11 protein-coding genes are annotated in these 14,106 nt (G+C 53.8%); 4 read left to right on the forward strand and 7 right to left on the reverse strand.

The genetic code is table 11. The annotated features are described in order from the left end of the window. Positions 1-10 precede the first annotated feature (10 nt). The 3 genes from ACLD72_RS14210 to ACLD72_RS14220 form a co-directional block, all read right to left on the reverse strand. Positions 11-835 carry a carbohydrate ABC transporter permease gene (locus ACLD72_RS14210; RefSeq protein ID WP_251597223.1) on the reverse strand — a complete coding sequence of 275 codons (825 nt, stop codon included), beginning with the start codon at positions 833-835 and terminating at the stop codon, positions 11-13. Between the two features lie 4 nt (positions 836-839). Beyond that, positions 840-1,736: a carbohydrate ABC transporter permease gene (locus ACLD72_RS14215; protein ID WP_251597221.1), complete on the reverse strand. Its 897-nt coding sequence runs from the start codon at positions 1,734-1,736 to the stop codon at positions 840-842. Between the two features lie 65 nt (positions 1,737-1,801). After that, positions 1,802-3,238 carry an extracellular solute-binding protein gene (locus ACLD72_RS14220; protein WP_458475822.1) on the reverse strand — a complete coding sequence of 479 codons (1,437 nt, stop codon included), beginning with the start codon at positions 3,236-3,238 and terminating at the stop codon, positions 1,802-1,804. A gap of 485 nt (positions 3,239-3,723) precedes the next feature. Between ACLD72_RS14220 and ACLD72_RS14225 the strand changes: the two genes are divergently transcribed. Both ACLD72_RS14225 and ACLD72_RS14230 read left to right on the forward strand, forming a co-directional pair. Then, complete coding sequence (locus ACLD72_RS14225; RefSeq protein ID WP_251597217.1) at positions 3,724-4,482, forward strand: DeoR/GlpR family DNA-binding transcription regulator; 759 nt, start codon at positions 3,724-3,726, stop codon at positions 4,480-4,482. Between the two features lie 158 nt (positions 4,483-4,640). Continuing rightward, positions 4,641-5,570 (forward strand): CdaR family transcriptional regulator, encoded by a 930-nt coding sequence (locus ACLD72_RS14230; RefSeq protein WP_410995467.1) that lies wholly within the window; start codon positions 4,641-4,643, stop codon positions 5,568-5,570. A gap of 149 nt (positions 5,571-5,719) precedes the next feature. On the opposite strand, the gene ACLD72_RS14235 is transcribed toward ACLD72_RS14230, so the two are convergent. The 3 genes from ACLD72_RS14235 to ACLD72_RS14245 all read right to left on the reverse strand — a co-directional run bounded on the left by ACLD72_RS14235 (position 5,720) and on the right by ACLD72_RS14245 (position 10,353). Continuing rightward, positions 5,720-6,862 carry a glycerate kinase gene (locus ACLD72_RS14235; RefSeq protein ID WP_410995466.1) on the reverse strand — a complete coding sequence of 381 codons (1,143 nt, stop codon included), beginning with the start codon at positions 6,860-6,862 and terminating at the stop codon, positions 5,720-5,722. Between the two features lie 45 nt (positions 6,863-6,907). Beyond that, positions 6,908-8,203 carry a GntP family permease gene (locus ACLD72_RS14240; protein WP_410995464.1) on the reverse strand — a complete coding sequence of 432 codons (1,296 nt, stop codon included), beginning with the start codon at positions 8,201-8,203 and terminating at the stop codon, positions 6,908-6,910. A 1,133-nt stretch (positions 8,204-9,336) separates the two neighbouring features. Continuing rightward, a complete protein-coding gene (locus ACLD72_RS14245; protein WP_410995463.1) occupies positions 9,337-10,353 on the reverse strand; it encodes an SDR family oxidoreductase in 1,017 nt (338 codons plus the stop codon). A 277-nt stretch (positions 10,354-10,630) separates the two neighbouring features. Here ACLD72_RS14245 and ACLD72_RS14250 point away from each other — a divergent pair, with 277 nt between their 5' ends. Both ACLD72_RS14250 and ACLD72_RS14255 read left to right on the forward strand, forming a co-directional pair. Next, on the forward strand, positions 10,631-11,953 hold the full coding sequence (locus ACLD72_RS14250; protein ID WP_410995676.1) for an MATE family efflux transporter: 1,323 nt from the start codon (positions 10,631-10,633) through the stop codon (positions 11,951-11,953). Between the two features lie 84 nt (positions 11,954-12,037). After that, positions 12,038-13,072, forward strand: a complete 1,035-nt coding sequence (locus tag ACLD72_RS14255) for a phosphatidylglycerol lysyltransferase domain-containing protein (protein ID WP_410995462.1) — start codon at positions 12,038-12,040, stop codon at positions 13,070-13,072. Positions 13,073-13,459: 387 nt separating this feature from the next. On the opposite strand, the gene ACLD72_RS14260 is transcribed toward ACLD72_RS14255, so the two are convergent. Further along, positions 13,460-13,999, reverse strand: coding sequence for an NADPH-dependent FMN reductase (locus tag ACLD72_RS14260; protein ID WP_410995675.1), 540 nt, complete (start codon positions 13,997-13,999; stop codon positions 13,460-13,462). Positions 14,000-14,106: the final 107 nt, after the last annotated feature.

The following is a 14,106-nucleotide window of genomic DNA, read 5'->3' on the forward strand; positions in this document are numbered from 1 at the left end:
AGTCCAGAGGCTATCCCTTAACCGCTCCAAAGGAAAGGCCGGTCAAAATGTTGCGCTGAATCAGGAACGTCAGCACTGCAACCGGGATGATTTGGACGATCTGCGTGGCGGCCATCGTCTGGTACTGGACGGATACGTCGCTGGCATATCCCGACAGAACGACCGGCAGCGTCTGGCTTCCCTGCCCGGTGAGCACAAGCGCAAACGCCAGCTCATTCCAGGAGAAGATGAACACGAACGCCGCAATGACGAACACCCCGTTTGCCGCCAGGGGCAGCAGGATGCGGATCATCGAGCCGAAATAAGAGAGACCGTCGATCATCGCCGCTTCTTCAACCTCCCGCGGGACGCCTTCAAAAAAGACGGCCAGCAGCCACACGGCAAAGGTTGCGTTCACCATCGTATACACGATGACCATGCCCCAGATGGTGTTCGTCAGGCCAAGCCGGCTGAACAAAATGTAGAGCGGAATCATGGCCGCCACCGGCGGCATCATGCGCAAACTGATAATCCAAAACTGAATCTTCTGCGTGCGTTCGGTTTTAAAGCGGGCCAGGCTGTAAGCCGCCGGAATCGCCAGCAGCATTACGAATACCGTCGTCAGCACCGCAATGATCAGCGAATTAAGCAGGGAGGGCAGAATGGAACCGGCCCCGTCGAACAGCTTGGCGTAGTTGGACCACCTTAGTTGATCCGGAACCCAGATCGGCGGATACATCTGCGTCTGGATGTACGATTTGAATGAAGTGCCGATCGCCCACAAGATCGGGAACACGCTGAACAGGGCAATCCCCAGACAGACGATGCGAAGCAGGGTGTTTTTGACGGTTTTCATCCGGTCAGTCCTCCTTCAGCACGTATTTTGCGAATATTTGGCTCAGGATGACGGTAAGCGCCATAATGACGATCGATTCGGCCGCGCCCTTCCCGGTCTGAAAATATTTAAACGCGTCGCGGTACACCGCAAATCCGCTTACCATCGTGCTCGTTCCGGGACCGCCGTTCGTGGTGGCCAACACCAGGTCAAAGGTCTGGATGATTTGTACGACCGACAAAATGACAGCCACGGACAACACTTTTTTGAGCAGCGGCAGATCGATCTGCAGCACGCGGTTCCACCAATGGGCGCCGTCCACCTCGGAGCTCTCGTAAATCTCCTTGGAAATGCCGAGCAGTCCGGCGAGCACAAGCATGGCGACAAACGGCGTCCACTGCCACAAGTAAATCCCGATGAGCGCCGCCAACGCCTGCCCGGGGGTGGCCAGCCAGGTTTGCGGCGGAAGGTGGAAAACGCTCAGAATGTAATTGACCAGCCCGAGCAGCGGATTAAGCAAGTAACTCCAGAACAAACCTACAGACAAAGGCGTGATCATAACCGGCAGCAAATAAATGGTGCGCAGAAATGCCGTTCCCCGCAGGTGGCCCGCCAGGGCGAAAATTTTGGCGACCGCGTACCCCAGAATAAATTGCAGGGGGAGTGCAATCACGACGAACAGCGCCGTCTTGCCCAGCGAATTCAGAAACAAAGAACCGGGACTTAAAATTTCCAAATAATTGTTCAGGCCGATAAATCGGCCCGACCCGCTCGTGCGGATTTGCATATCGGTCAGGCTGATCCAGAAGGAGTACAGACCGGGAAAGGTTGTGACCATAAAAAGAAACACCAGCAACGGATACAAAAAGCTGCGCGACACCATCCGTTGTTCTTTGCTTTGCGCCGATCGCGGTGAAGACATGTTGAACTCCCCTCCTGTACGGGAGGACGGTTCTGGCCATCCCCCCCGCTAGTAAAAGGCAAATATTAATCGTTTACGGTATACCCCTCTTTTTTCAGCATGGCTCCGATTTCCTGATCCGCCGCCGCCATCGCTTCCTCAAGCCCCACGGTTCCTGCAAGGTATTCTCCGATATGGGTGCCGAGCGTGTCGATGATTTCGAAGCTCTCCGGAATTTGCGGTCGGAAGAAGGCTTCGGCCGTGTCCACGATTTCCCGCTCGGTGGCGTAGTAGACGTATTTGCCGGCCAGCGTCTCATCGTTCAGCACCGAATAACGGTTCGGGAAGCCGCCCGTATCGGCGAACCGATAAGACGTCTGCGGACTTGTGAACCAGACGAGGAAATCCCAAGCCAAATCCTGCTGTGCGGAAAAGCGGTTGATGCCCATCGAGTACCCGCCAACGGGCGCGGACTGTTTAACGCCTTCGGAGGTCGGAGCGGGCGCTGTCGCATAGCTCTCCGTGACGGTCGATTTTTCCGGATCGGACAGCGGGGCAATGTCGGTAACCCAAGGCTGCATCATCGCCGCGCGCCCGGAAGCAAAGGTGGATGCCCGCTCGTTCCAGGACATGTTCAGCGCGCCTTCCGGCTCGTAAGGCAGCAGATCCTTGAACATTTTGACTACCTTCAGGCTTTCCGGGGAAGAGAACAGCGGCGTCATGTCTGCGTAAGGATCCACCGAGCCCGGATACATGCTTTCGAACGGCTTGCCGCCCGCGTTGTAAATATATTCGAAATAAGCTTGTCCCACGGCCGTGCCGGACTGGTTGTTCAGCACACCGCCATACACGCCGGGCAGATCGTTATTTTCGGAGATCGCCTTGATGTCGCCGACATATTCGTCGAGCGTTGCCGGCGGGCCATCGATCTTGGCCGTCTCAAAATGCTGCGTATTATAAGCCAGCATCACAAAGTAAGGCGCAAAAGGCATGCCGAGCAAGTTATCCTCCCAAGTGCTGGCCTTTTGCATTACGCCGAAGAAGTCGTCATAATCGACAACCGCCGCCGACTGCTGCAGCCGGTCGTTCAGCGGAAGCAAGTACTGCGACAAGGCCCCGACCCACGGTACGTCATAAACAAACAGGTCATCGGCGGAGGACCGCTCGCTTCCGGTGAGAATTTCCCGGGAGTACGCGGCATCGTATCCGAATTGGCTAACATTGACGGAGGCTCCCGTCAAATCCTCGAATTGCTTAATCAATCCGGTCATGGATTCGACCCATGGGTCGGATACCGAAACGATGTTCAGCGTCTTGCCCTGCCACTTCCCTTTTAACCCTTGGGTGAACTCGTTCCATGCCGCGAGCTGTTCCTCGCTCGTGGAAAACACCGCGGCTTCGCTTCCGCTGCCGCCGTTTCCATTTTCTCCGGACGGCGCTCCCGTTGTATTCGTCCCGGCTCCGCATCCCGCAATGATCACCAAGACAGCTGCCAAAACCGACAAAAAGCTTTTCTTTAACACCATGATTCCCTCCTTAAAAATGATCTTTTGTTGACATACCTATATATGAATTGGATAGGTAACAAGTGGTGAAGAAACGCCGGAAATTCGAGACCTCCATATCAGCAATGTCATATTATATTACATACTATATTTCTCATCGACATTTTGTTTCCTTTCGATCATTTTTAGAAAGTTAAAAATCGTTTTTCGAAAGTTATATTGTCATTATAGAATGAATTTTCGACATGTCAACAAGTTTTTAATAATAAAAATTCTCTTATGTTATATTATCTAACATATAGTGATCAAATGTTCTTATTGGCGGCATGCAAAGACATCAAGTACAGCGGAACGCAAAGGGTGGTAAATTAGAGGCGGATGGGTTAAAATCAATTCATAAATGTTCACAAAATGATTCTGCAATCATTTTTAGAAACATTTTTTTACCCGATTTTGATTGCAGCAGGAAAAAAATGAAATTCATTCGAAAATGAGGTTGGAGTATGGGAGTAAAAAACTATAACCGGAAGCGCGATATTCTAAATATGCTGCATGAAACGTCTCCCCTTCCGGTCGCAGAACTGGCCAAGCTGACGGGAGTATCGCTGCCGACGATCCGAAGGGATATAGGCGAGCTGGAGGCACAGGGGATGGTAATCCGTGACAACGGCATGGTTATGCTGCGGGAAATCAGTGCGGAAACGATACACATTCAACGCGAGGGGCACAATCTGGATTTAAAAAGACAAATCGCCAAATACGTGGTCTCCCGGATTAAAGACGGAGAGATTATCGCCCTGGATATCGGCACCACCTGTGTAGAAATCGCTAAAGAGCTGATTACGCGGCCCAATTTGTCCGTCACCGTCTTTACCTCTTCCGTGCAAGCCGCGTCCATTTTGTGCCGGAGCAGCCTGAACGTCTACCTGATCGGCGGGTTTGTGCGCAATTCGGAAATGGCGAACGTGGGCTCAATTGCCATCGAAACGATTTTGAAGTTTAAATTCGACCGTTTTTACTTAAACCTTGCCGGTTTAAACAATGAAGACGGGCCGACGGATTATAATCTGGAAGAGACGGAAGTGAAGCGGGCGTTTATTTCCAGATCCCGCGAAGTCGCCGCCGTGCTCGACAAAACCAAGCTGGGCAAATCCGCGCTAGTCAAAGTCTGCGAGTTGAACGATATTCATGAAATCATTACCAACGCCGACGAAGCGCCTCCCTTCAAACTGGACTTCACCGGCAAACTGACCCTCGTATGATTTGATGAAAATATATGCGAAAATTCAAGAAACCGGTGGAGAGCACCGGTTTTTTTGCGTCTTTTATCATTTCATGCAAATGCACAAATGATGTATACTTTTTTGCCAAAGGGTAAAATGATGGCAGGCGGATTCTTTTGGCGAAGGAGGGCCCCGAAATGTTCCAGCTTTCCGAGAAGCAGGCCCAGGAAATCGTAGATAAAATGATGATGGATATTCCCTATAACATCAATATTATGAATGACCGGGGGATCATCGTCGGCAGCGGAAAAAAAGAAAGGGTAGGCACCATTCACCAAGGCGCCGTCAAAGCGTTGGCCACGGGACAAATGGTGGAGGTGTGGGAGGACAAACGGTTTGAGAAAAAAGGCACGAACGAACCGATCGTCATCGACGGCCGGCGCGTCGGCGTCATTGGCATCAGCGGCAACCCGGACGAGGTCCGGCCTTTTTGCAATATCGTAAGGACGACCGTAGCGCTTCTGATCGAGCAGAAAACCGCTTTGGAAAACCTGGCGCATGAAGCCACCCGCAAAAAGGCGTTTCTGGAAATGCTGCTTGCCGCGCAAGGGCCGTACACCCAAAAGCTGAAAAAAGAAGCCGCCGCCTACAAGCTGGACCTGCTGCTAAAAACCGCGGCGCTTTATCTGAAGCATCTCCAATGGGACGAAGAGTCGTCTAAGTTCCTGCGGCCTTATCCTTCTTTTCTCCTGGAAGAAGACACTTGCCTCATCCTCGTGCAGCACGAATCGGACACAGAGCCGCTGATTCGCCAGCTGCTGAAAAGACAACCCGATGTATTGATCTCCGTCAGCCGGTTTGAGAACAGTATCGCGGAGAGCTGCCGGCAGGCGAAGTCGGCCATGGGCGTATCGTTGGCTTTGAAGCTGCCGGTGCGGACGATCTATTATGAGCAGGTTCCGTTTCTGGTCAACCTGAGCCAAGTAAAGCTGTCCGCCGAACTAAATATCCACCGCAACACGCTGCAGTACCGCCTGAAACGGATCGAAACCCTGACCGGCAAAGATCCCCGGAACGTGCTGCAATTGTTTGAGCTTACCCATGGCTTGTTATCGCTGTACAGCTAAAGGTATAGGAAAAGAGAAAGGCCGCATACAACGCAACCTTTCTCCCTCGGCTTTTCATGTTGTACGAGGGTGTGCTCCATGCGCCCGCCCACGTCGGCTCTCGCTAAGCTTCAGCACTCAGGATACTTGCTCAGCCTTAGCACTCTGGACTACTCGCTCAGCTTCAGCACTCTGGCGATGTTTTCGCAGGTGCGCTCCACGTTTTGCGGCCCTTCGTCCAGCAGCCTCTCCAATTCGCCCGCGCCCGGAACGATGCCAAACACCGCGTCGATGCCCTCCTCGTACAGCGCTTCAATCCCTTCGCCGATGTAACCGGCGACGGCGATGACTTTTTTACCCGCTTCTTTGGCCGCTTTGGCTACCCCGTAAGGGGTTTTGCCGAATTTCGTCTGGAAGTCGATGCCGCCCTCGCCGGTAAACACCACATCCGCCGCCGCCACCTTCTGTTTCAGGCCGGTGTATTCGATAACGATCTCGATGCCCTTCCGCAGCACAGCCTGGGTAAAAATCAGCAGCCCCGCTCCCAGCCCGCCGGCCGCCCCGGCGCCGGGGATATCGCGCACGTCCTTGCCGAGCTGCCGCTTCGCAATGTCCGCATAATGAGCCAAGCCGGCGTCGAGCTGCCGCACCATCTCCGGTGTGGCGCCTTTTTGCGGGCCAAACACATGGGACGCGCCATGCTCGCCGCACAGCGGATTCGTCACGTCACAGGCCACGATTAAGCTCACCTGCCGCAGCCTTGGATCAAGCGCGGAAATATCGATCCGCTCCAGCCGCTTTAGCGCTCCGCCGCCGCGGGGCAGCGCTAAGCCGTCCGCATCCAGGAACCGGGCGCCCAGCGCCTCGGCCATGCCCGCGCCGCCGTCATTGGTCGCGCTGCCGCCAATGCCGATGATAATCCGCTTGATGCCTTGATCGAGGCATTCGCGGATCAATTCGCCGGTGCCGTATGTGGTCGTGATCAGCGGATTTTTCGTCTCCTTGTTCACATGGTGAATCCCGCTGGCCGAGGCCATTTCAATCGCGGCGGTCTCTCCGTCGCCCAGAATGCCGTACTGTGCCGTCACTGGTTCCCCAAGCGGACCGGTGACCACCTTCGTATAGATCCGCCCTCCGGAGGCGTCCACCAGGGATTGCACCGTGCCTTCGCCGCCGTCCGCCATCGGAACGTGGATATAGTCAGCATGCGGATAAACTTTGCGCAGCCCCTTTTCCATCGCATCGCATACTTCCTTGGCCGTCATGCTCTCTTTGAACGAATCTGGCGCCAGCACAAATGTTTTCGTTTTCATTCTTTCACCTCGTCTATAATTGTGGAAAGTCCAACTTTAGCACTTTTAGAACAAAAATCCGTAAATCAACGTCGCGGCAATGGCCATCGTTCCGCCGACAATGGCTTCGTAAGGAATGAGGCCCATCCGCTGCTTGATCGTCATTTTCATCGCTCCCGCCGTAACGTGGAAATAGTTGCCTTGCGGCAGGGAATCGATCACGGTGGCCCCGGTATGGACCATCACCGCCGCCGCCAGCGGAGCCGTGCCCATATTGAGGATGGCTTGTCCGAACGAACCGGTCGCCAAAATAACCCCCGTCGATGTGGATGCCGTAGCCGCGGCCATCAGGATACCGGAAATCGGCGCCAGGAAGGTACCCGAAATCCCCGAAGCTTCAATCAGGGACACCACCTGCGTCGACAGGTCCGAAGCGGAGATCAGCCCGGCAATGCCGCCCGCGCCGATCAGGATCAACACGGTTGCCGTCATTTTATTCAAGCCGGAGGCGGTGTACTCCAAAATCTTTTTGCCTTGGCCCATAGCCAGCATCCCGATGATTCCGGCAATCGGCAAAATGTACATAGCGTCCACTTTAAACTTCGCGAGCGCCTCGATGCCCGACAGCGAGCCGATCGGGTTGATCATCAGCAGGACGACGGCGACCAAAGGCGCTACGATCGCTTTGCCCAGCGGGGGATATTTCGACGTGTCTACCGCCTCATCTACTGCTTCTGCATCGGTTACTTTGGCTCCTTTATTTTTCAGCAGCGTGGCGACGATGACCGTAACGATCAGGCCGCAAACCGCCGGAATCAGGCCGGCCAGCATGACTTGGCTCAAGTCCAGGTTGAAGCCGCGCGCAGCGGCGATCGCATTCGGGTTCGGGGAAATAATGTTCCCCGCTTTCCCGCCACCGGATAACGCCAGAAGCAGGGCAATTTTGGAGATCCCCATCTTGTTCCCGACCGACAAGGCGATCGGCGCTACGATCAATACAGCAACGGGGATAAATACGCCAACCGCGGTAATGATCATGGTCGCGAGCGCCAGCGCCAGAATCGCTTTACTTCCGCCGAACTTCCTGACGATCGCCTGGGCAATCGTCTCGGCCGCCCCCGACTCCATCATCACCCCGGCCAGCACGCCGGCTGCGAGCACCCGGATGACCGTCCCCATCACGCTTTGCGTCCCGCTGACCAGCACGCCAACGGTCTCTTCCAGGTTGGCTCCGCCAATTAAAGCGCCTACAATCGCGCCCAAAAACAACGCATAAACCGGATTCAACTTTCTTAATATCAGAGCGATGGCTATAGCGAGCCCCGCCAAAGCGCCAATCCAACTGATCGTTAGTCCTTCCATCTGTCTTCCTCCCATGCATTTGTTGAACACGCTTTCAGTATAATCGGCCCCCGCCGGAAAAAATATTGATAAAGGGACGAAATGTATTGTGCAAATGCACTATGATCTGCCGCACGTTTATCCTTCAAAAGAGGCTTTCATGAACAGTAGCGTCGGGTACCTCGGCCCTTTCCAACTGTAGTCTACATCCCGTGGACGTTGCTCTAACGGACACCAGCGACCTTATCCGCCCATTTCCCGGGTATTTCCCAGCCTAACGGACACAGGCGGCCCTATTTCGCTCTAAACCCGTTCATCCACGCCAATTTGAGGTAAATAAGTGCATCTGTGTCCGTTTACGTTTTGCAACCCTCCGTTTTTCCTCAAATAACGGCTCTGGTGTCCCTTAGCACCATGATCATTGCGGTAAGGTAACTTGCCTCTTCTCGTGACCCTTTGCTGGTTCCGCGGACTCCCTTCAGGGGCTTGGCGAAAAATAGCGGTAATTTAGGGCGTTATTTCGAGAATTTCTAGTTCCTGTTCTGGAATAGAGGAATTTTATGTCGCTATTTTTCCCAGAAGCTTGGATTTGCAGCAAATAACACCACTCTGCCCGAATATAGCGACACTTTTTTCCTCTATTTTTTAATTTCCTCGCGAGTAGAGAAAATAGCGGAATTATTTTCCACTATTTTCTAAAGGGGAGCATGAAGGGGAGCATTACCGAATAGTAGCGTTTCTATTCTAACGGTTGCCACAGCCGCTATTTGCTCCAATAACGCCGATTTCAAATTCTAACGGTTGCCATGGCGCTTATTTCACTAAAATCCGGCTATTTTTGCTCAGATTAGAGCAAATAACGTCGCTCACAACCGTTAAAATTTAGAAAGGGGCTTTTTTCACAAAATAGCGGCTGGTACATCCGTTAGAATTCCGGCGTGACGCAGGTCCCCGCCTGCAAAGCGGACCAAAGATTTTGTGTAAGCATTAATGCAATGCAAGTGCCTTAGCCCCCAGAATCCTACTCTCCCCCCTCTCTCTACCTGCGCATCGCCCTCTACCATGCCAGAAATTTTATAAAATAAGGTCAAAAAAGGACGCCAAGCTGGCGTCCCGGGGCCTGAATAAATCAGGCGCTTTCATGTTTTTAAGTCTTATTCGCTTACGGCCTTGGCGGCCGTCTCCAATGCACCGATCACTTTATCGCACCAGGCGTCGAACTCCGGGTCCTCCAGCTGATGCTCGGGATGGGCCAAAATGTATTCCACCGTCCGCTTGATGCCCTGATCGGCCCGTGTCGTGGCTATGAAACCGGGTACCAGTCTTTTCAGCTTGGCGTTGTCGAACACGACGGTGTTGGCCTTGTCGCCGAGCAGCCCGCCCCGCAAATCATAGGGACCGCCGGCCGCCAGAAATTCGGAAGCGACATGCACCGCGCGCAGCTTCACGCCAAGGGCACCGGCGATGATTTCATAAATTTGATTCCAGGTGACGCTTTCGTCCGAGGTGATGTGCACCGACTCTCCGATGGCGTGAATATTACCCATCAGCCCGATAAAACCTTTGGCGAAATCGCTGTTGTGGGTTAACGTCCACAGCGACGTGCCGTCCCCGTGAATGATCACCGGCTTGTTCTCCAGCATGCGTTTGGCCACCTGCCACGAGCCTTTGCTTCCGTGAACCCCGAGCGGAATGGACCGCTCGCCATAAGTATGGCTCGGCCTGACGATCGTCACCGGAAAGCCCTGCTCCCGGTACTGCTTCATCAAATACTCCTCACAGGCGATTTTGTTCCTGGAGTAAGCCCAATAAGGATTCGATAACGGCGTTCCCTCCGTGATGCGGTAATCCGATAGCGGGGTTTGGTAAGCGGACGCCGAACTGATAAATATATATTGTTTCGTCTTGCCGTTAAACAGACGATAATCCCGTTCCGCCTGGGACGGTTCAAAAGCGATGAAATCGGCCACCACGTCAAAGGTTTGGTCCGCCAGCAGCCCCCTGACTTCGTCCTCATGGTTGATATCCGCTTGAATGACTTTTACGCCGGCCGGCAAATTCCCGTTCCGGGTTCCCCGGTTCAAAAGGTAAAGCTCGCAGCCCTGTTCCGTGAGCTGCCTTGTAATCGCCGAACTGATCGTTCCCGTGCCTCCGATAAACAGCGCTTTCAAAAAAATCCCTCCCTATGGCTTTGCCTTGCTTTTTTTATGGTATCATTTATAAGTATCGGTTGAAAGCGGGCAAATTTCGGTGATCCTTCCGACTTCATTGACAGAAATCGCCTGTAATGTTATCTTCAACCCTATCGCTAACCTTTGCGATTCGTTCAACTCTTCGTCCGAAGAGTTTTTTCCATTACACGAAAAGAATGTGATTCCTTTGAAACAGGTACTGGCACGTCTGCAAAAAGAGGGCGGCATACTAGACAAACTTTTATCCGGCGAATCGATGGATTACCGGCAAGTAATCGCCTTGTTTTTGCCGATTTTGGTGGATCAGGCCTTTATCGTCGGCCTTAATCTGGTGAATACCGCGATGATCAGTTCCTCGGGCGTTGCGGCGGTCAGCGCCGTTAACATGGTCGACTCGCTGAACGTGTTCCTGATCAATGTTTTTGTCGCCGTAGCCACAGGGGGAACGGTAGTCGTGGCCCAATACAAAGGCAGCGGCAATGACCGCATGGTATCCCAGGCCGCGGCGAGCACGGTCGCCTCGGTATCCCTGATGGCTTTGGCCATCGGCCTGCTCCTGATCGGGCTGCATAATCCCATCATGAACCTGCTGTTCGGCTCCGCCTCCGCCGACGTTCTGGACAGCGCCCGGGTCTACATGATCGGCAGCAGCATCTCCTACATGGGTTTGGCGCTCGTGCAGGCGGTATGCGCGGGACTGCGGGGAATCGGGAAAACACGCGCCTCGCTATCCCTCTCGCTGATCATGAATCTGCTGTACGTGCTGCTGAATGTGGTGTTCATCAACCTGCTCCACATGGGCGTGCTCGGGATGGCCTTTTCCGTGAATATCGCCCGGTATACGGGCGCGATCTGCGCCTTGTATTATTTGTTCAAAATGGAGGAATCACTGCGGCTTCACCTGCGCGACCTGTTCAAATTGCCGTTGTCCATGCTGCGCAAAATCATGTTCATCGGGCTTCCGTTCGCCGCGGAGCAGATGTTTTTTAACGGCGGGAAGCTGCTCACCCAGGTGTTTATCGTCAGCTTGGGCACCTATGCGATCGCGACCAACGCCATCGGCGGTTCGCTGGGCATGGTGTTCCAAATTCCAGCGGGCGCCTTGTCGCTCACGATCGTCACGGTTGTCGGGCAGTGCATCGGGCGCGGTAATATCGCCGATGCCCGCAAGTTCATCAAGTCGTTCCTTTGGCTCGGCTTCGCTTCCCTGACGCTAATCGGGCTTATCCTGATGCCGTTCTTCCGGCCGCTCGTCGGTTTGTTTGATCCTCCCGCCGAAATCGTCGGCGATATTTTTTGGATCCTGCTCATCAGCAACATCGCCCAGGTCCCGCTGTGGCCGATCAGCTTCATCCTTCCTTCCGCGCTGCGGGCGGCGGGAGACTCGCGGTTCACTTCGGTAACCTCGATGCTGACAATGTGGCTGTTCCGGGTCGTGCTGGGATACGTTCTCGGCATCACGCTGGGCTTCGGCATCATCGGCGTCTGGCTGGCGATGTGCTGCGAATGGGGCGTGCGCGGCGTGATTTTTCTGTGGCGGTTCCGCGGGAAAAAGTGGTATGCTCATAAAGTCATTTGAAACGTGGCCGATGATTAAACTATTCGACGCAAATCAACGTCTTTAATCAGCCTAGAAATCACCAGTTTAGGAGTAGATGTTCCTTTGATCGATGTTACGCAAGAGCGCCGCCTGCAGCGCTTGCTGCATAGCTGCGGACACAACTCGCACACGCACTTATACTACCTTGGCGATAAACAATGGTTTTGGGATTCCAAGCACGAAGCATGCATCGTCTACCGCAGTTTGGGAAACCGCAGCATCGCGTTGGGCGATCCCCTGGGCAAACCGGAAGCGATTCCCCGGGTGATCGGACAGTTTATGGATCACTGCCGTGCGCACGGGTACATCCCGGCCTTTTACCAGGCCAAATCTTCCTTTTTGCCTCTTTACAAGCAGTACGGGCTCCAGTATGCCAAAATCGGCGAGGAGGCCCAAGTCGACCTGGCGAAGTTCCATTTGCACGGAAAAGCGTGGTTAAAGCTGCGCGGCCGCATCAATAAGTTGAAGCGGGCCGGCTTTTCCTTTGAGGTGCTTCTGCCGCCGTTCGAGGATCGGTTCCTGAGCCGGCTGCACGCGATTTCGGAGGAATGGCTTGGCCAGCGGAAGGAGAAAAGCTTCTCCGTAGGTTCGTTTTCCCGGGCGTATGTCAAGCGCTTCCCCGTAGCCGTATTGATTGGCCCTGATGGAGAATACGAAGCCTTCGCTTCGCTTGGCGGCGATCCGCCCCCGTGCTTGTCGGATTCGTGCGAGCCGGCCGTGACCCGCCAGATCACCGTAGACCTCATGCGGTATACAAAGGCTTGCCCGCACGGTGCCATGGATGTGCTGTTCGCCTCCCTGTTTATGTGGGCCCAGGAACAGCGCTATGATTTTTGCAGTCTCGGCATGGCTCCTCTGGCCAACGTAAATGACCTTCTTTTCGCTAAGTGGTTTTATAAATACGGGAACAAGTTCTATAACTTCAAAGGGCTGTACGATTACAAAAACAAGTTTGCCCCCGCATGGCAGGACGTGTATTTAGTCTATCCTCCATCGGCCCTCCCGGTTACGCTCACCGTACTCATGCTGATGATCCATACTGCTCCCGGGACCCGAAAGCCGGCAAAGGACAAGATGCTTTCCAACTTCGTTTCATAATTTGGCTTCAATATGAAATCAAGCCGGCGCATCTGCGCCGGCTTGACTATTTATTGAGCTTCCGTCGTATTCGATGCTTCGGCAGGCTGCTGATCGGCAGGCGGTCCGCCTTGGTCTCATGCCTCCCCGGCCGCCTCCGCCGCTGCCCGGGCCGGGGCCCATCGAATTGCCGTCGGTGACGCCGGACTCGTTCAGCCACGTCGTGTGTTTTTCTATTTTGCCAGCTGCCTATCTTAATTCTTTGAAAACCTTCAGCTCAAGGACTCAGGAACCTGATTTTTGCTCTGCGAAAGTTGAGTTATAAATTCTATAATTTAAAAAAGGGCCCCCCCAGAAAGTAGCTTAAGTCTACTTTTTGGGAGCGGCCCCTTTCGTTCGTTTATGAAATTAACGCAGCGTCTTCAAAGCGCCGCTCCAAGCGAGCACTTGGTCAAGCATGCCGTTCAAGTTGGTCAGGTGCAGATCGGCCGGTTTAAATGTGCTGTAGTTTTCGAAATCGGTGAACAGCGAAAGCGCAACATGCACACGAACGTCGGCTACGGACAATTCGCCCAGGATGCCGCGCAGGTGTTCAGCCGCGCGGGCGCCGCCGACAGAGCCGTAGCTCACAATGCCGGCCGCTTTGTCGTTCCAGGCTTCGCGCGCGTAGTCGAGCGCGTTTTTCAGCGCGCCGGTAATGCTGTGGTTGTACTCCTGCACGATAAACACGAAGCCGTCCAAGGAGTTCAGTTTTTCATTCCACTTCGCCGCTTGCTCGGAAGCGTCGGCTTCACCCAGAAGCGGCAGCTTGTAATCGGCGATATCGACGATTTCATAATTCGCGTCGCCGCGCCCGTCAGCGATTTTTTTCACCCATTCCCCTACTTGCGGACTAACGCGGCCGTCGCGGGTACTTCCCAAAATAATCCCAATGTTCAATTTTGACATGTTTGTTTCCTCCTTATTGTTTGTTTTTCCAAATAATCTGTCCAACAGACCCATGAGTTTACACCGCCATGTATATTTCTTGCATCTCTAAAATATTATCTTTATAT

This window comes from Paenibacillus lacisediminis (assembly GCF_046567315.2).